Source organism: Providencia sp. PROV076 (assembly GCF_028483405.1).
Classification (GTDB): domain Bacteria; phylum Pseudomonadota; class Gammaproteobacteria; order Enterobacterales; family Enterobacteriaceae; genus Providencia; species Providencia huaxiensis.
In genome coordinates this window covers 180,319-198,261 of sequence record NZ_JAMPRR010000002.1, presented here as the reverse complement: position 1 = coordinate 198,261, position 17,943 = coordinate 180,319, and the positions used below count along the sequence as shown (strand labels likewise).

Here is a 17,943-nt window from a genome sequence, read left to right as displayed (position 1 = left end):
CCATGTTTGTATCCAACAACAAAAAACTAAAAGATATGACTCTTGTGGCTGGTTTACTGACAATAGGGGCTTTCCCGTTATCTGCTTTGGGCTTTCCTCACGGCTCGGTTATACCTACTGGGGGGACTTATACATTCGAAGCAAGGATGAATAATCAGATACTTGTCAATGAGAAGGATGCCGAAACAGTATTCAATTTTGATGTAGGTAACTGGCCTTTTTTCGATATTTATTGCCAAAAAAAAATGAATACAGGAGGGTCTGGGAGTTCAGATCCTGATTCAGGAATGACATTTGATTTAATGTCAACCATTCCTACATCAATGCAAAACCCAGGGTATCTGAACCTTAATGAATATTTTGATGTAAAAGTTGAAATTCAAATTGGGGGAACGATTGGTCAGAAAGTTCCTGTTCCTGTTAAAGATATATGGAATGGGGGATCTGAGCCAATAGAGTGTATTCCACCGAGTGTCAATAGTCGTGATTATGGCGTCGAGTTACGGACGGGATCGAGCGGAACAATCACGTTTAGACTGAAAAAACCGATTATAAATGGTATTACCATCAACCAAGCTGAACTGGTACAGGTTTTTGCTAAAAAAGGCAGCCCAGCGAATGGCAGTACAGCTTATGCGTCAATCCCTTCAACTCGGGTTGTTTTAGGTGCAGGGATTATCACAGTTGCTGACGAGTGTACGATTAATCAAGGTAACCCAATTAATATTGATTTTCTTGATGTAGCAAATACGAGTGAACGGTTAAATGGAGTTAATTATGCTCAGCCCTTTAAGATCCCAGTCAAATGTAGCGGTGGGAGTTTTACGACAGGTGATTTAAATATCAAGCTGTCACTCTTACCAGGGGCGTCAGGTAGTGCGGATTTTAACCCTGCTTATTTCGGTACATTAAAAAATGGTGTGAAACGCACAAATCTTGGCATTGTGGTGACTGATAATGTGACGGGTACATTGGTAAAACCGAATCAAGCATACCAAGTGCCTAACTTTATTAATAACCAAGGTACTTGGAACTTAACGGCTGCGCCAATAGCAGCGCCTGGAAGTAGTGTGGAAGAAGGTGAGTTTACAAGTACCGGAACCATTCTTGCTGAATTCCAATGAGGCCGATCATGCGAAATAATAATCAGTTAAAACGTACAAAATATTTATTGTCGATTGGCTTATATTTATTAGTCTCGGGGGCGGTGAGTGCGAGTGTGATCCCGAGTAATATGGGTAGCTATTCATTCAAAGGCATGGTTGTTGCTACGCCATGTCAGATAGCGCCTGGAAGTGAGAAGGTCTCTGTTAGTTTTCAACAAATCTCGGTTAAAGAACTTTATAAAGAAGGCAAATCGAAACCTTTAAATTTCTCAATTCATTTAGCGAATTGTAATACGACTATATTTAAATCGGTGACAGTGACATTTAATGGAATTGAAAATGGGAATCTTCCTGACCATCTTGCGATTAGTGACCAAAGTGAAGCTAGCGGTATTGGTATTGGGTTATTAAATTTAAATGAAACACCCATAGAATTGAATACGCCATCACTAGCGCAAAACTTGGCAACAAATAATACGGAAATTCAATTTAAGGCTTATGTCGAGGCTGAGCCTGAAGCGAGAGTTAACCAAACTATTACTTATGGGAATTTTTATAGTACAGCATACTATACATTAAATTATCAATAACGAATGAAAATATGATTTTTGCAATAAAAAATAAAAATAATAAAAAAGAAAGTTATCCATGGGGGCTTTTAGGTTTTGTTATAATATTTTTTGGTATTATATTGCATATTTATTTGCCGAATATGGGCGGAACAGGTTTGTCATTACCATTTAATATAATTAGTAGTTTTTTTATTGCTTTTTTTATTATAGTGGTTAATATTACACAAATTAAAAATTCAAAATTATATTACTCTAAGTCGAGTAATTATATTACGCTTGGGTTGGTGTTATTATTATGTTTATGTTTTTTTTCACCTGAAGATTACCAGCTTAATGCATACTTGACTGCATATTGGTTATTGGGTGCGTTATTTTTTTATCAAGTTTTATTGCAAATAAATATTTCAGAATCCGTATTGAAAATAATTGTTTGCAGTGTATTATTTGCTGCTATTATTGAGAGTCTATATTCAATAGCACAAGTTTTTAAATTTTTCCCAATATCAGGGGATAGGCCATATGGCGTATTCCAACAAGTTAATGTTCTTTCTAGTTTTATTTGTGTTGGCATTGCCAGTGCAATAGGTATGTTTATTTTAATAAGAACCATCACATGGTATGCGTCTACTATTATCATTGTGAGTCTCATTTTAATGAGCACCGTATTATCGTTGTCTCAATCATTAACTGGATATTTAAATTTATTATTAATTGTTGTTGTTTTTTATTTTTTTGCAAAGTATCATCGTAAATATATTTTTTATTCTGTAATAGCGATTGTTATCGGTCTTATTGTTGGTTATGGAATAAAAGTTGCTTTTAATATTTCTGACTTTTCTGAAAGTAAATTACAGACATCGCATATTAGATGGGTATTGTGGCAGCATAGTTTATATTTATTCAGTGAGAATGTTTTATTTGGTACGGGTGTTGGTAGTTTTGAATCTGTATTTTTAGAGCGCTTTGGTGGTGGGTTACTAGAAACCAAAGTAAGGGGCATGTCACATCCACATAATGAGATATTACGTTGGATGGTTGAAGGGGGTTAGTTGGCATTGCTGCGATATTGTTAGTTATTATTGGTGGTGGGTATCTACTTTATTCTTCATTAAAAAATAAAAATAAAAATAATAATTATGTTTTTTTAGTTATTGCATTACCAATTGTTTTACACATGATGACAGAGTTTCCATTGTGGCTATCAATACCTCATGGGGTGGTACTGATACTGCTAATACGTTGTGCTGATATTCCAACTAAAAAATATCATTTGAATAAAGTTGTAGGGTATTGTTCTAAAATAGTTATTGCGTTAGGTGGTTTTTTATCAATGGGGTTGCTGTATTTTACTTTGCAAACGCAGCAATATTTAACCTATATAGAAAAAACAGGGCAACAGTTTCTTCTTTCGAGAAATGAGCCTGATTATAGCGAATGGAAATATTACTTAATCGATGATCGTTATAAATTAGATCTCAATATGGGATATTTATTACGCTATAATGAGACGCAAGACCCTTATTATTTGAATTTGTTTTCATCTTGGGCTGAAAGTTATTCACGTTCTTGGCTAGATGTTAATGTTTATTTTTCTTGGATCCTTGTTTTAAATGAATTAGGTGAGAGAGAGAAAGCGAAAAGTGTCAAAGAAAAAGCGATTTTTTTATTTGATAATAATGAAAAATTAGAAGAATTGAATTTTTAATTATTCATGTGGTACTTCATGTGTTAATTAAAAATCTAAAGAATTTATTGATGTCCATTATCAATAAATAGGGTGTTTTATTAATTTAAATCTATATAAAAGGAAATAACATGAAAAAGTTAAATGCTATCGAAGCTGCTGCTGTAATTGGTGGAACAGAACAAGTTTGTACTGATACTTATGAGAGCATCACTATTGGTGGAGTTAAATCTTGCCAATTAGTAACAACTTGTACTGATAAGCACGGTAACAAAACATACTCAGCGAAAGCTGTTGATGCACCAAACTGTGATGTAACAGCTCCATAATATTAAATTTAATTTTTATTAGTTGATACATGGGGAGCTATCCCCATGTATTTTTCGTACCTGAATGGAATTAACTGTTATGAATACTCGTTTTAAACCAATAACTATTACACTTTATACTCTATTTGTTATTATCGTTTCTTCACTCATGACGGTTTTGTCCTATCATATTTTTGTTTTTAATACTTTCTCAAATGATGATGCACAAGTTTCTTCTTTTATTGAATTTAATAGTGAACAAGCTCTGTTGAGTCCAATAAAAGAAAATAATAGCATCATAGAAGTTGTTTCTTATGGTTGCCATTATTGTGCAGTAAATCATGACAATGTCAGCCAATTCGAAAAAACACTCCCTGAGAATGTCAACTTTAAAGTCATTCATTTAGCCAAGGATAATAATCTAGGGCTGGCTGCCTATGCGCCTATTTTTGCGACATTGGAAGAGATGGGTGTGGAATCTCAATACCGTCAGGATCTTTATACTGCCGTTATCAGCGATAAGCTTGATTTAGCTAACAAAGATGTCTTAAACCAATGGTTAAAACAGCACAATATTGATTCTACTCAATACCTAAAAACCAGTGAAAGCCAAGCCGTTCAAGAACGTCTTAAATATATGCTTGAAATTAGCAAATTTTATCAAATCACTGGAACACCTGCCTTTATTATCAATAAACGCTATGTTGTTTATCAAGACCGCGATTTTGCAGACTTTACTACCTATATGCTTGAGTTATTAGATAAAAGTAATGAGGAGTTACGGTGATCCGGTTTTTCATTGTTTGGACGGTATTTACAGCGAAAAACTGTTTGATGCCGTTTAAAAAAGGATATCAAAAACTTAATCATAGTGGGCTTGCCTTTTTACGGTTGTTATTGCGTCGGGGCTATATCACATCGGTATTATTTGTTTCTAATTTATTATGTCGCGCTGGTTTATTAGGCCGTCAATATCGTAATCGTAATAAAGTCGCCACGGAAAACTTTCGTAGTTTAATGGAAACGAAAGGGCATATTGATATGAGCTGGATAGCTATTCGACGCTTCATTTTGGAAGAGGCAGCCACATGGGGACAAAACCAAGAAATCATGGCGCAAGTTCGAGTTTGTACCCTTGAACTTGATAGCGTTGTTGCGCCTTTGCACCAACAAAATAAACCCGTTGTACTTGCTCCGTTGCATATGGTTTCTGATGTTTTAGCCACAATGGTTGGGGCGGGGGTGACTCCTGGCAATGCGACGGTGGTGGTTTCGTCGAGCGCAGAGCAGCAAAAGTATAACGCTTCGGCACGTGAGCTAGGTCAGGTGAATTTATCTTATTGCTCTATTCATCAGGGAAATAAAGTATTAGCTAGCCAATTAATGACCACGATGACAGAAACGGCGACAGGGCAAAAGAATATGATTGTTTTCCCTGATATTACCCCTGATTACACGGTTCAAACTGAGGAAGGGGCGTCGAGCAAATTATCGTGCCATTTATTTAACCGTGCAGCAAAGTTACACAATGGTGTCGTGCGTTTATCCAGTGCGATTTCGGCACAGGTAGTTTTTTATCATCTGTACTACCAAAACGGTTTACAAATCAAAGTTTATCCGCCTGTTGCAGCAAAAGATGTTGCAACTCAAATGCCAGCCATTATTGAAAATGCAGTTCGTCATTATCCCAATGATTGGCTTTTATGGCATAGCCATTCACTTTATTTTATTAGCCATTAAATAATAATGAAAAATATTATTCCAAATTTTGTTTCTCAAGAAGAAACCAATGAATGTGGCTTAGCATGTATTGCGATGTTAGCACAAACCCAAGGCCTCAACGTTTCTCTTGAAACGCTGCGAGAGATGTATCCGGCATCGGATCATGGAACTTCTTTGATTGATCTCTCGTCCATCTTAGCTAATTACGGTGTTGCGACGACACCGGTGCTATTTGAGCACCAAGAGCTCAATAGCTTACCGCTTCCCGCTATTTTACATTACGGAGCAAACCATTTTGTGCTGCTTGCTTATCGTAAGGGAAATAACGTGTGCGTGATGAACCCTGCAATTGGGCAGCAATGGTTACCTTTCTCTGCATTAAAAGCGGAAATCAGCGGCTATGCATTAATTTTAGAGCCGGATACCGCGCTGGAAAGAATTGAATCGCTAGCACCAGAAGACAAAAATGATGGGGATGGGAAAAAAGCTCCTCATGCAATGAGCCTGAAAGAAACCTCAGAGATTCGCGGTGTTTATTGGTTGATGATATTCGCTTTTTTGGTTTCTTTAACGCTATTTTTAATGCCAGCCATGGTGAGCAATGCGATTAACCAAGCCTTTTCCGACGCTAAAAATGCCATTTTCCCTTATGGCTGGTTTATTGTTGCCTTTGTGGTTGCAACACTATTAGCCCTTGGCGTGAGAATGCTCAGCGAGCGTTTCGTAAAACACTTTGTGTTGATTAAAAGCGGGGTTGGCTTTTCCCGTTTATTGAGTAATCCATTGCGCTTTTTTGAAAAACGCGCACCCGGGGATGTTTTTAGCCGTTTTGTTGCTTGGCAGAGGGCATTAACCGAAAAAATTGAGCTGGATAACGGGTTACGAACGGATTGGGTTATTTGTGCAATCGCATTAGGTACCATGTTTTGGATTGCCCCCGTGTTAGCCGCTATTTCGGCTGCGGGTGTTACCGTGATGGGCTTAATTAGTGTATGGGCGATTATTCGTGACCGGTGGTATACCCAGCAGTTACAGCTAAAATCAGCAGAATTAAATGACTTTTTTATGGAGACGCTGCAAGGCATTCTGACCATAAAAACAGCAGGGATAGAAAATCAGCGTAAGGCGCAATTTGCATGGTTAAACCGTGAATTGTTTACCTGTATGCAACGCAGAAATGTGTATCAACAAATTAAAGATGGCATCTATCAATTAATCGGTAGTTTGGAGATGGTCATTTTTATGTTGGTGGTTCTACCTATGGTGGCCAATGAGTTAATTTCGTTGGGGGATTTCTTTGCTTATAGTTTCTTACGTCAAATTTTCACCAATTATGTGACGCGTATTTTTTATGCGATTATACATAAGTCACAACTGCATATTATTGATACACGCGCCCATTCTTTATTCCCTAAGAAAAGCGAGCAGGACACCGAACCATTCCACGAGAAACAAGCCTCAGTGCAAGGAAATGCACCACACTTATCTTTCAAGGGGATTCATTTCTGTTATGACCCTGCAAAACCGATTTTAAATAATGTGTCATTAGACTTACCTTCAGGCTCACAGGTTGCCATTGTTGGGGAATCTGGGGTAGGAAAAAGCACGTTATTACGCACCATTGCGGGTTTATTCAGCCCACAGCAAGGAATATGCGAATCCAATGGGGAAGCCGTCAGTGTGCAGCAGCTTACGCAATTGGTTTGCTTGCAAAGCCAAGAAGATATTCTATTCAATGCGAGAGTCTTAGATAACATTACGCTATTTGACCCTAATTTCCGTGAAAAAGATAAAAAAAGAGTCGAAGTGCTGCTCGATAAATTGGCACTCGGTGCAGTGATTAATCAATTACCTGGTGGAGTGAATGCGTTAATAAGAGAAAGCCATGCGGCACTGTCACTTGGGCAACGCCAACGTTTGTTATTAGCTCGTTCGTTGTACAGTGCCCGTCCTATTTTATTATTGGATGAGCCCACTGCCAATTTGGATGAAGAAACAGCAAAAATAGTCATGGCGACTATTCAATCACATTGCCAGAAAACAGGTAAGACATTGATTGTCGTCACTCACAGTGAAGAGCTAGCGGCTAATTTTGATGCACTTTACCGAATCGTGGATGGGAAATTAAGTCTTGAGATAAGCACCAATAAAGACCTTTCTGTCACCGCAGGCACGCCTCAATCTGAACCTTCTTTATTAGCGGTAATGGAAGGTACTCCCTTATGACCTCTCGTCACGTAACACCAATATTGGGTTTAACGGCCCGACGATTACGCACTTTAGGTGGGCTGGTGGCACTGCTTGTGTTGATCGTGGTGATCGGCCGTTTTGTTTGGCAACCACCCGCCCCTGTATTGTATGAAAACGTAATTTTATCGGTGGAACGTGGCGATATAGAAAAAATCGTTATGGTAACGGGGAAATTAAAGCCCTCAATGCAAGTTAACGTAGGGGCTCAGGTTAACGGGCAAATCAGAAAATTGTATGTAAAACAAGGCGACAAAGTAGTTAAAGGGGAGTTATTAGCAGAAATCGACCCGACTATCCAACAGTCTGAGCTCAAAAATGCAACTGCCCGGTTATCCAGTGCTCAGGCGCAAAAACGGGCTGCAGAAGCAACTTTAATACAGTACATCAAAGCCTATCGGCGTCAGGTAGTGATGCAGCGAGATGGTTCTGGTATTCGCAGTGAATATGAACAAGCGCAAGCACAATATGAGGCGCAATTACAGCAGGTTAATGTCAATGAGGCGTTAATCACGCAATCAGAAATGGACGTACAAACTGCACAAGCTAACCTCAATTTTACACGGATCGTCGCGCCGATCAGTGGTGAAGTGCTGGGTATTGTGGCGAACGAAGGGCAAACCATCGTTTCTTCACAGACAGCACCAACCATTTTAGTGTTGGCGAACCTGGATAAAATGCAGGTTCAGACACGAATTTCAGAAGCGGATATTCAAAAAATTAGCCCAGGCCAACCCCTCACGTTCTATGTGATTGCAGACCCGGAAACGCACTACGAAAGTACGATGGGGTATGTTCAACCCATTCCGCCCGAAGCGCTTGATGAAAATAACAATAATTCTGGAGGGCAACAGAACAGCGCAATTTACTACAACGGAACGTTCGAGGTTGATAACGCTGATCGTGCATTAAAGACATCAATGACAGCGCAAGTATTTATTCGTGTTGCACAAGTAAAAGATGCCATTCGACTCCCTACTAGTGCGCTGGGGCGTGCGATGGGTGCAAACCAATATGAAGTGACCGTGATCAAAAATGAAAAACCGGAAACGCGCACCATCAAAGTGGGCATTAATGACCGCCATTTTGTCGAAGTTCTTGAGGGAATTAGTGAGGGTGAACAAGTTGTTATTCAATCAGATAATGTGGCGAGTGAATAATGGCGATGACACGAAATGTATCTTTAACTCGTCCTCTGATTGAACTTCATCATGTTTATCGTGAGTTTTCAGCTGGTACACAAACCATTCCTGTTTTGAATGATATTTCGCTATCAATTAATCAAGGAGAGATGGTCGCTATCATTGGCGCATCAGGTTCAGGTAAATCAACTCTGATGAACATCATTGGTTGTTTAGATAAGCCCTCTCAAGGGGAAGTATTTATTAATGGGATTGCGGTTCATGAGGTGAATAGCGACCAACTGGCGGAATTACGTAGCCAATATCTTGGGTTTATTTTTCAACGTTATCACCTAATGCCCTACCTGACTGCAGAGGAAAATATTGCGATCCCCGCTTTGTATACGGCAATGCCAGAAGATGAGCGGAGCGCTCGAGTTGCTTTATTAGCAGAAAAGCTAGGGTTACAAACGCGCTTGGATCACAAACCTTATCAATTATCTGGTGGGCAACAGCAGCGTGTCAGTGTCTGTCGCGCCTTGGTCAATGGTGCGCAAATTATTCTTGCGGATGAACCTACAGGGGCATTAGATAGCGCTAGTGGTCACGCATTGATGGATATTTTACATCAACTTCATCTCGATGGGCACACTGTTGTGATTGTGACCCACGATAAAAATATCGCTCAGCAAACTCAGCGAATTATTGAAATTAGTGATGGAAAAATTGTTTCTGATAAGCAGAACCAAGCGCAGAAAGGCACAAAACAATGACACCAGCTTCCTACTGTTGAAGATAATGGCCGTGCATCGGTGTGGCGCAATATTATTGAGTCTATTCGTATGGCATGGCGGGCCTTACTCGGTCATCGCATGCGTGCATTTTTGTCGATGTTGGGAATTATCATCGGTATTTCTTCTGTGGTGTCATCAATGGCCGTGGGGGAAGGAGCAAGACGCTCCATCATGGATGAAATCGGGAAACTCGGCAGCACGACTCTGGAAATTCGCCCAGGCACTGGGTGGGGGGCTAAGCGGCCTGATATGGAGCGTGCGTTATCGTTAAATGATGTCAAAAGCCTAAAGCAGTTGCCATGGATTGAGTCTATTTCCCCCGTCACGAGTAGCATGACGATGGTCGTTAATAAAGGCTTGGATAACTCAATCATGCTTAATGGGGTTTCAGAAGAATATTTTGCGGCACAAGGGTTTCAGCTTTTACATGGTAGCTTATTCAGTACGCTCGATATGGCAGACAGTGAGCCCGTTATCGTGTTGGATGAAGGAAGCCGAGAGGTACTTTTTCAACCAGAAGAAGAACCATTAGGGCAAATTGTGCAAATTGGCCATTCACCATGGCGAATTATTGGTATTGCCCGTAAACCGGGGCCCAAAATGTCGAGTGGCTTTGTTATGGGGTGGGTGCCTTACTCATCCTTACAGCAACGTGTGGTCGGGGACAAACCCATTGAATTTATTTCGTTGCGTTTCCCTGAAAGCTTAACTTCTCAACAAGCTAAATTACAGGTTGAGCGTTTGTTATTACGCGAACATGGTAAAAAGGATTTTTTTATTCAGTCGGATGACCAGCTCGCAAATGCATTACAAAAAACATCCGATTCTATGTCATTACTGATCACCTCGATTGCTGCTATTTCCTTATTGGTTGGCGGCGTTGGGGTGATGAATATCATGCTGGTTTCTGTGACGGAACGAACTCATGAAATCGGGATCCGCCTTTCGGTCGGAGCGCGTCCTCAAGATATTATGAACCAATTTCTGATAGAAGCCGTGATGATTTGTTCGCTTGGCGGGTTTATTGGTATTGTCGGTGCATGGTTAGCGGGGTGGGTTTTTTCTTATCTCACCACTGAATTTACGATGGTGTTTACTCTGTTCCCTATTTTATTAGCGTGCGGTTTTTCCGCTCTAATTGGTTTTGTTTTTGGCTATTTTCCTGCTCGTCGGGCTGCCAAACTCAACCCAACGGAGGCATTGGCACGCGAATGAATATCAAATCGCTTTATATCATTTCTGCTTTATTTTTGCTAAATGGCTGCGGCAGTTTTACGCGTACGGAATACCAACGTCCTGAGCTCACATTGCCACAGCAGTGGGATGATAAAATACACCAATCCGGTGCAAATGACGTAGTGAAGTCAGTTCAGTCATTGAACCTAACTGAAAATTGGTGGGATAACTTTAAAGATCCTCAGCTATCTCAACTGATCAACCAGGTACTAGAGAATAATAATGATTTAGCCGCAGCGGCAATTAAGTTAAAGCTGGCGCGAAGTACGGCCGGGCTAGCAAACACTAATATAACCCCAAATGTCTCCCTTGGGGGCTCTGCAAGCAATACAAAATCTATTCGCAATGGAACCTCTCCTCAAGAGAGTTATAGCTCAAATCTAAACTTAAATTATGAAGTTGATTTATGGGGAAAGCTTGCACGTATTCGTGAAAAGAATGAGTGGGAAGCAATAGCAACCGAACAGGATTACCATGCAACAGCATTAGTGGTTATTAATACGACAGCACAATTATATTGGAATATTGCACTGTTAAATCAACAGATTGATAACCTGATAGCGAGCCAAAAGATTGCAGAAAAAAGTCAGCAGCAAATTAAGTCTTGGTATTTGGCAGGAAAAGTTAGCCAACTGGATTTTTTACAATCGCAGCAAACTGTGATTAGTCGAAAAAATGAATTGCGACGAATCATTAAAGAACGTGACAGTTCCCGTAATGCGCTAGCCCTATTGTTGAACCGCCCTGCAGAGCAGCATGCCAGTGAGCTCACCGCACTTAATCGAAATCAACGAATTGAAATTCTTAACGCGACACCGTTGTCCGTATTAGCACAGCGGCCAGATATTCAAGCTGCCGAGTCACGTCTTCGTTCCGCGCTTGCTGACTCTGACGCTGCTAAATTGAGTTTCTACCCGACACTGTCTTTGCAAGGTGCGCTTAATGCGGGTAGCCAATTGTTTTCTCAATGGTTTAGTGACCCGACACGAGTTGTTGGAGGTTCGATTTCTCTGCCTTTTATTCAGTGGAACACGGTGAAATTGACCATTGAACAATCCGACTTACAAGTGCAACAAGCTGCGGTGGCATTTCGTCGTGCGGCTTATACCGCATTATCAGAAGTCGATAACGCGATGGAAGCCCGTTTTGCCGCGGATGAAATTCGTCAGCAATTGCAACAGTCATTATCACTTAGCCAGCAGCGGTTAAAGCTCACTAGCAGCCGTTACCGAGCTGGTGCCGCGAATTATCAAACACTGCTTAATGCGCAAGATGACCTTTTAACTATTGAGAACACATTAGCTCAAAATCAATACGATTATCTTTATGCAACGCTGCAACTTTGGCTAGCACAAGGTGGCGGTAGCGCCCGACAAGAGGACAACCCATTATGAACCAAAAATCTCACTTTAAACGCGTTGTTGTCACAGGCTATGGGGCTGTCACTCCATTGGGGGATACGGCTTCAGCATGTTGGCAAGCGATTATGGATAAAAAGCTCGGTTATCGTTACGTTGATAAAACTGCGCAAAATATCCACAGTCATTTTTTAGGGCTTATTGATAATGAACCCAGCTTAAAAGGGGTTCCCGCGGCTATTCGTCGTCGTTTACCGCGCCATACGCGCTTAGCTTTGGGGGCCGCACGAGAGGCCATGAACATGGCCTTCGCAGACACGCCATTAACGGATTTATATGACCCTCTGATGTGTGGCGTCATTATGGGATCGGGGTGGGCAGGGCTTGATGAAAATTATATGTCGGTAAGTGAATTCGAAGCGACAGGGATGACCTCGCCTTTCAACTGTTTTTATGCAATGCCAAGTGTGACAACAGCGGCTTGCAGCCAGTTTTGGAACCTGCGTGGATATCAAAATACGACCATCGCGGCTTGTGCGACAGGCACTATTGCGATTGGTGATGCTTTTGACGCGATCCGTCATGGACGAGCCGATATGATGCTCGCTGGTGCAGGAGAGTCCTTGCGGACCGATTGTGCTGTATGGAATATCGATGTTCTTGGTGCTTTAACTCGTGAAGCGGAAGACCCGACTCGTGCATGTTGCCCATTCAGTGCGGACCGTAGTGGATTCGTGCTTTCTGAAGGTGCAGCCGTGTTGTGTTTAGAAGAGCGTGAGAGCGCTATTTCACGTGGCGCCACTATTTTGGGTGAAATTACAGGGTATGCGAATTTTTCTGATGCATTTGATTTTACATCACCAGCAGAAGATTGTGTCGCCCGAGTGAAAACCATTGAAATGGCTTTACAACAAGCGGGAGCCGCTCCTGAATCTATCGATTATATCAATGCCCATGGGACCTCAACGGCTCTTAATGACTTAAATGAAACAGAATCACTGAAAAAGGCATTAGGTGCGGCAGCTTATCAAATCCCAATGTCTAGTACTAAATCCTATACCGGACACTTAATTGCCGCTGCTGGTAGCTTTGAAACCATTATTTGCTTGCAAGCTATGGCACATGGCGTGATGCCTGCAACCGCTAACTTACATCACTCGGACCCGCAATGTGACCTCGATTATATCCCTAACGAACACCGTATTGGTGAAGTTAAGCGTGCACTAAACCTGAGTTTTGGCTTCGGTGGGGCAAATGCGGCGCTGATTTTAGAGAAAGCGTCATGAGGACATTACGTTATACCGTTGAGGATGCAAAACAGTGGGCATCATTTTCTGGTGATGATAACCCGATTCATTTTGATCTTGAATGGGTCAAAGCGAAGGGCGGAGAACAACTGAGTGTGCATGGCATGCGTGCACTACTCGATGTGAAACAATTTGCGAGTGAATCATTAAATCACGAACTATTGGCTTCACAAGAGGTTATCGATCCTGAGTTTATCAAATGTGTCGTGCGGTTACGCAATCCGTTATGGAACGATAAAGATTATCAATTAGTTGCACGAAATAAAGCGGGATCTGTGGCTTTACTCTCTTCTGATGAGCAACAAAATTGTTTAACTTGCCAATTGTCGGTCACCTCCCCACCGCGATTACATGAAATCGCAAATGAGATAACGATTTCGACCGCCGAACTTGTGAAATTGCAGTCAATATTCTCTCAGTTTTCCAACGAAATGTATGAATGGCAATTTATTGACGCAGTTTTGTTTTGGTACTTAATTCATGATAGCTCTTTATTTCAACAACAAGAGATCGCGCAATGGCTGCCAGCCGGCTCAACGTTGAAAGATATTTTTTGCCGTTATCCTATCGTACAAACCCACCAAGAAGTGGTTTTTGACCGTGCACTTCTGACTAAATGGGTTCCTATCACCTCTCCTGAACCTATTTACCTACGTATTTTACCCGCCTTAGTCATTGCGGATAGTGAGAGTGGTCGATTAGTAAGTATCAGTATCACTGCCCATTACGGGGAAAAAATAATAAACAATTCAATAACATTGAAAGTTAATTCAATAACTCAATAAGAATGCAAGGATAAAAAAAATGAGCCAATATCAAGAAATTTATATCAAAATTAGTGACATGATCTGTGACGCAAAAGATATAGAAGCAGAAGAGTTGAATGCGGATATGACTTTAGTCCAGTTAGAGTTTGATAGCTTAGATTATGTTGAACTTATGGTGCTTGTTAAACGTGACTTTAATGTTGTTTTAGATGCGGAATTTTTCCTAGAACATCCAGAAATTTCGGTAAAAGCACTGTGTGAACATATTGATAAGGAACCGAAATCTTAAAATGGCAAATAATCAATGGATACTCGTGACGGGAGGAAGCCGAGGAATTGGACTCGCACTGGTTAGTGAATTGCGACGCCACTGGAATGTAGTTTTTACTGGGCGTAACGTTGATGGTGTTAATGAAACACAAGCGAGTCTTGAAAACCCCGATTTAGATACATGGGTGAAAGGATCCCCGTGTGATGGTAAGAATGAAGCACAAGTTGACGCGCTTTCTAGCTCGTTATTGGAACAGTTTGGGGCTCCTACGGCTATTATTCATAATGCAGGTATCACTAGGGATGCCTTACATATTCATCAAGATGCTGAAATCTGGCGAGACGTGCTAGAGAACAACGTCATTTCCGTGATGAATTGGCACCGTAAATTATTACCTGCAATGTTGATGACGGGGAATGGCTCGATCGTATTGATGTCATCAATTACTGGGCTAAAAGGCAATATTGGCCAGACAGCTTATGCGGCGAGTAAGTCCGCGATGATGGGGTTGACGCGTTCATTGGCTCATGAAGTTGGGCGTTTTGGGTTACGTGTGAATTGTATTGCTCCGGGGCTTATTGATAGTGATATGACCCGTGCAATGCCTGAAGCTAAATTAAAAGCTATGTGCCAAAACATCCCGTTACGCCGCTTAGGGCAACCCCAAGAAGTGGCAGAGCTAGTTGAATTTTTGATTGGCGATAATAGCCAGTACTTAACAGGGCAAACATTGGTCTTAGATGGTGGCCTAACTGCGTAATGGATTGTTTTAATTACGGTTAGCAGAACAAATATTCACTCGATAATTTATATTTTATATTTCCCCTTAAACGTTTTAGTAAATTTCCGTTTAAGGGGTTTTTTTATGGGTTTAAACAACCTTATTTAAAGTGATTTATTCAGCTGTAGTATGGCTTTCATGCAGTGATGTGTGGGTAGTAAAGAGCTGTAATATGACACCAAGTAGTGCGCAGGCAGCCATTGCAAAGAAGGTATAAATATAGCCTAAAGAGCTATTCCAGCCTCCACCAAGATTAATTAACCAGCCCATTAATAGCGGGGATAATGCACCACCAATGAACATGGATGTGGTGATAATACCATTTGCAGTAGAAATGGATTGGTCATTGGCATTATCAGATGCCATAGCGTAGTAAATTGGCCAAACGGCATTAGCCACCAAGCCGAAGAACAGCTGTATAGCGATAATTTTTGGCATTGACGTTGCGAAGTAAAATAAAGCGATACCAATGCTCATCCATAAACCGCAAATGATTAAGGTTCTTTTTCGACCTAATATGTCTGATAGCCAAGGCCAAACAATTTGCCCGAGTACACCCGTTAATGTGAAGATGATACTCAGCCCCGCTGAAGCGGCTAAAGATAACCCAGAGACATGATATAAATAGGAGGGCAATACCATGCTGATCCCCATATAAACAATCTGAGTTAATAATGTATTCCCAGCTGTTAGTGCAATATTTCTATTTTTTAGTGTCTTAATAAAAATTTTAAATCCTTGGCCTTTTTGTACTTGAGTACTACTACTTTCTGCTGGTTTGGTCATGCCTGATTTTTCAATATGCTCATATAATATTGAGATCCGTGCTGCGGTTGAATATTTAGCCCAAAAAATCATAATAGGCAGTGCGACCACGAGTGGTATAAAGAAGCTATATCGCCAGTTCGCTTCGCCAAATTCAGAGATAATAAAACTTGCAACAACACCGCTTAATAAAGCTCCGATGGGATATCCAGTATGGTGTACACCAAGTGCAAAACCTCTTTTTTCTTTTGGCCACCATTCTGCCGTATTACTTACTCCAACAGGTTCACCCCAACCGGCACCGAGATTCACTCCAAATCTTAATAGGATAAAATAGGTTAAATTATGGCTAATAGCTTTAAAACCAGAAACAAATGAAATAGCGGTATAACCTAATACTAAAGGAACTTGAAAACGAGCACGTTTCCAACCTGAACCATATCGATCACTTAGAACTGAACCGGGTATATCTAAAATAGCGAGGGCTATCATAATAATAGCAACGATATTCCCCCATTCTTCAGGGCTTAAATTAAATTCCTGAGAAATAACAGGGCCTAGTCTTAATATCATTTCTCTATCATAAGCATTTAATAACCAAATAAGCCAGCAAACAAATAATGAGACCCACGAGAAACGATGTATTTTCTTAAATGATATTTTATTATTTGAAACATTATTTTTAATCATAATTGTAGCTCTTTTATAAGTATAATAATTTGTGAACCGTTGATATTCATTTTTGATTTAAACGTTATTTAACCCCCAAACCGTTTTTCAGGAATACCGGTCACACCAAGATTATGTATGGAGAAGACACTACCGCGTAATTGGCCATCTTCAGGAAAGCGAGGTAAAGGCGGCCTTGCCATCGATGTGACATATAAAATATCTAAGTTTTCACCTCCAAAAGCGACGCTGGTGACTTTCTTAACAGGCATTTCGATAATTCTGTCAATTTCGCCAGTAGGGCTATATCGAACGATTTTTCCTGCATATACAAGGGCATTCCAAAGATAGCCTTCACTGTCAACGGTCGCACCATCAGCAGCTCCACCCGATGAGGTGTTAACGGTACAGAATGTTTGGCGATTACTGATATTGCCTGTTAAGCCGTCATAATCATATTTCCATATTTCACCTGTCCATGTATCAGCAAAATAGAAAGTATCGCCTTTAGGCGACCAGCAAGGCGCATTTGAAACAATAATACTTTGTTCAATTTTATGAAGGGAATAGTCCGTATCTAGTCGATATAACGCACCTGACGGGGTCTCTTCTTGCATATCCATCGAACCGACAACAAAGCGTCCTTGCCTATCAACTTTCCCATCATTGAATCGATTATGAGGTTTATCACTTTCAGGTGAGTGCAGAAAATTTGTTTCTCCCGTAGCAAAATCAAGAAGATAAATTCCTTTCTCGAGTGCAACGATTGCGGAGTTTCCATCTTTACATAAAGCCATTGAACCAATTTTCTGCCTAACATCCCAGCTTTTAATTTCAGTTCCACGTTCCGTACAGGAAAATACACGGCCATCTAAACTGTCAATCCAATATAAGCGTTGCTGTTGAATATCCCAAACAGGGCCTTCCCCTAAATTATTCTTCAAATCTAATAATACGTTTATTTTCATTTTTACAGCCTTATTAATAATATCGATTGATTAAAAGGAATGTATCTAATTAATTTAGATATGATGTGATATATATGATTGGCTATTGGTTAGAGGTAATCTTAATAGTAGGGAAGTACTATTAAAATAATGTGAAGATAGCTGTATTTATTGTACGGCCAATTGTTAATTTGTTTGTTCATTTGCACAATAGAAATGAATGGCGCAATTTATTAAGTAAAAAATATTTATTAAATAAAAAGGCTTTAAAATAGTTAAATCAACTCA

At 40.4% G+C, this 17,943-nt stretch carries 16 protein-coding genes and 1 pseudogene; 15 read left to right on the top strand and 2 right to left on the bottom strand.

The window, feature by feature from the left end; genetic code table 11:
- The first annotated feature begins 2 nt into the window (after window positions 1-2).
- The 15 genes and pseudogenes from PSF67_RS02370 to PSF67_RS02300 all read left to right on the top strand — a co-directional run bounded on the left by PSF67_RS02370 (window position 3) and on the right by PSF67_RS02300 (window position 15,253).
- A complete protein-coding gene (locus tag PSF67_RS02370; RefSeq protein ID WP_102138139.1) occupies window positions 3-1,124 on the top strand; it encodes a fimbrial protein in 1,122 nt (373 codons plus the stop codon).
- Between the two features lie 8 nt (window positions 1,125-1,132).
- Window positions 1,133-1,696 carry a fimbrial protein gene (locus tag PSF67_RS02365; RefSeq protein ID WP_229597489.1) on the top strand — a complete coding sequence of 188 codons (564 nt, stop codon included), beginning with the start codon at window positions 1,133-1,135 and terminating at the stop codon, window positions 1,694-1,696.
- Between the two features lie 11 nt (window positions 1,697-1,707).
- Window positions 1,708-2,727, top strand: coding sequence for an O-antigen ligase family protein (locus PSF67_RS02360; RefSeq protein WP_272676464.1), 1,020 nt, complete (start codon window positions 1,708-1,710; stop codon window positions 2,725-2,727).
- A gap of 17 nt (window positions 2,728-2,744) precedes the next feature.
- Complete coding sequence (locus tag PSF67_RS02355) at window positions 2,745-3,383, top strand: Wzy polymerase domain-containing protein (RefSeq protein ID WP_272676463.1); 639 nt, start codon at window positions 2,745-2,747, stop codon at window positions 3,381-3,383.
- 110 nt (window positions 3,384-3,493) lie between these two features.
- Window positions 3,494-3,691: a DUF4762 family protein gene (locus PSF67_RS02350; protein WP_102138136.1), complete on the top strand. Its 198-nt coding sequence runs from the start codon at window positions 3,494-3,496 to the stop codon at window positions 3,689-3,691.
- 79 nt (window positions 3,692-3,770) lie between these two features.
- Window positions 3,771-4,457 (top strand): DsbA family protein, encoded by a 687-nt coding sequence (locus PSF67_RS02345; protein WP_229597488.1) that lies wholly within the window; start codon window positions 3,771-3,773, stop codon window positions 4,455-4,457.
- A complete protein-coding gene (locus PSF67_RS02340; RefSeq protein WP_272676462.1) occupies window positions 4,454-5,410 on the top strand; it encodes an ABC transporter in 957 nt (318 codons plus the stop codon). The genes PSF67_RS02345 and PSF67_RS02340 overlap by 4 nt, the downstream gene beginning before the upstream one ends.
- Window positions 5,411-5,416: 6 nt before the next feature.
- The gene (locus PSF67_RS02335) at window positions 5,417-7,618 is read left to right on the top strand and encodes a peptidase domain-containing ABC transporter (RefSeq protein WP_231068762.1); all 2,202 of its coding nucleotides are present in this window, start codon (window positions 5,417-5,419) and stop codon (window positions 7,616-7,618) included.
- On the top strand, window positions 7,615-8,799 hold the full coding sequence (locus tag PSF67_RS02330) for an efflux RND transporter periplasmic adaptor subunit (RefSeq protein WP_272676461.1): 1,185 nt from the start codon (window positions 7,615-7,617) through the stop codon (window positions 8,797-8,799). The genes PSF67_RS02335 and PSF67_RS02330 overlap by 4 nt, the downstream gene beginning before the upstream one ends.
- Before the next feature lie 5 nt (window positions 8,800-8,804).
- A pseudogene (locus PSF67_RS02325) lies at window positions 8,805-10,769 on the top strand (ABC transporter permease).
- A 2-nt stretch (window positions 10,770-10,771) separates the two neighbouring features.
- Window positions 10,772-12,184: an efflux transporter outer membrane subunit gene (locus tag PSF67_RS02320; protein ID WP_272676468.1), complete on the top strand. Its 1,413-nt coding sequence runs from the start codon at window positions 10,772-10,774 to the stop codon at window positions 12,182-12,184.
- Entirely contained in the window at window positions 12,181-13,434 is a 1,254-nt protein-coding gene (locus tag PSF67_RS02315; RefSeq protein WP_102138131.1) for a beta-ketoacyl-[acyl-carrier-protein] synthase family protein, read from the top strand. The genes PSF67_RS02320 and PSF67_RS02315 overlap by 4 nt, the downstream gene beginning before the upstream one ends.
- Complete coding sequence (locus PSF67_RS02310; protein ID WP_272676460.1) at window positions 13,431-14,240, top strand: protein dehydratase; 810 nt, start codon at window positions 13,431-13,433, stop codon at window positions 14,238-14,240. Before PSF67_RS02315 ends, PSF67_RS02310 begins: the two co-directional genes overlap by 4 nt.
- Before the next feature lie 19 nt (window positions 14,241-14,259).
- The gene (locus PSF67_RS02305) at window positions 14,260-14,511 is read left to right on the top strand and encodes an acyl carrier protein (protein ID WP_102138129.1); all 252 of its coding nucleotides are present in this window, start codon (window positions 14,260-14,262) and stop codon (window positions 14,509-14,511) included.
- Window position 14,512: 1 nt separating this feature from the next.
- Window positions 14,513-15,253, top strand: coding sequence for an SDR family NAD(P)-dependent oxidoreductase (locus PSF67_RS02300; protein ID WP_102138128.1), 741 nt, complete (start codon window positions 14,513-14,515; stop codon window positions 15,251-15,253).
- 135 nt (window positions 15,254-15,388) lie between these two features.
- On the opposite strand, the gene PSF67_RS02295 is transcribed toward PSF67_RS02300, so the two are convergent.
- Window positions 15,389-16,729, bottom strand: a complete 1,341-nt coding sequence (locus PSF67_RS02295) for an MFS transporter (RefSeq protein ID WP_166264124.1) — start codon at window positions 16,727-16,729, stop codon at window positions 15,389-15,391.
- Between the two features lie 68 nt (window positions 16,730-16,797).
- Window positions 16,798-17,676 (bottom strand): SMP-30/gluconolactonase/LRE family protein, encoded by an 879-nt coding sequence (locus tag PSF67_RS02290; protein ID WP_231068765.1) that lies wholly within the window; start codon window positions 17,674-17,676, stop codon window positions 16,798-16,800.
- Window positions 17,677-17,943 lie beyond the last annotated feature (267 nt).

Excerpts from the sequence above, each read along its gene's own strand:
- PSF67_RS02360 (WP_272676464.1), top strand. The coding sequence starts at position 1,708 with ATGATTTTTGCAATAAAAAATAAAAATAATAAAAAAGAAAGTTATCCA.
- PSF67_RS02350 (WP_102138136.1), top strand. The coding sequence starts at position 3,494 with ATGAAAAAGTTAAATGCTATCGAAGCTGCTGCTGTAATTGGTGGAACA.
- PSF67_RS02330 (WP_272676461.1), top strand. The coding sequence starts at position 7,615 with ATGACCTCTCGTCACGTAACACCAATATTGGGTTTAACGGCCCGACGA.
- PSF67_RS02335 (WP_231068762.1), top strand. The coding sequence starts at position 5,417 with ATGAAAAATATTATTCCAAATTTTGTTTCTCAAGAAGAAACCAATGAA.
- PSF67_RS02305 (WP_102138129.1), top strand. The coding sequence starts at position 14,260 with ATGAGCCAATATCAAGAAATTTATATCAAAATTAGTGACATGATCTGT.
- PSF67_RS02365 (WP_229597489.1), top strand. The coding sequence starts at position 1,133 with ATGCGAAATAATAATCAGTTAAAACGTACAAAATATTTATTGTCGATT.
- PSF67_RS02310 (WP_272676460.1), top strand. The coding sequence starts at position 13,431 with ATGAGGACATTACGTTATACCGTTGAGGATGCAAAACAGTGGGCATCA.
- PSF67_RS02370 (WP_102138139.1), top strand. The coding sequence starts at position 3 with ATGTTTGTATCCAACAACAAAAAACTAAAAGATATGACTCTTGTGGCT.
- PSF67_RS02315 (WP_102138131.1), top strand. The coding sequence starts at position 12,181 with ATGAACCAAAAATCTCACTTTAAACGCGTTGTTGTCACAGGCTATGGG.
- PSF67_RS02345 (WP_229597488.1), top strand. The coding sequence starts at position 3,771 with ATGAATACTCGTTTTAAACCAATAACTATTACACTTTATACTCTATTT.
- PSF67_RS02295 (WP_166264124.1), bottom strand. The coding sequence starts at position 16,729 with ATGATTAAAAATAATGTTTCAAATAATAAAATATCATTTAAGAAAATA.
- PSF67_RS02290 (WP_231068765.1), bottom strand. The coding sequence starts at position 17,676 with ATGAAAATAAACGTATTATTAGATTTGAAGAATAATTTAGGGGAAGGC.
- PSF67_RS02300 (WP_102138128.1), top strand. The coding sequence starts at position 14,513 with ATGGCAAATAATCAATGGATACTCGTGACGGGAGGAAGCCGAGGAATT.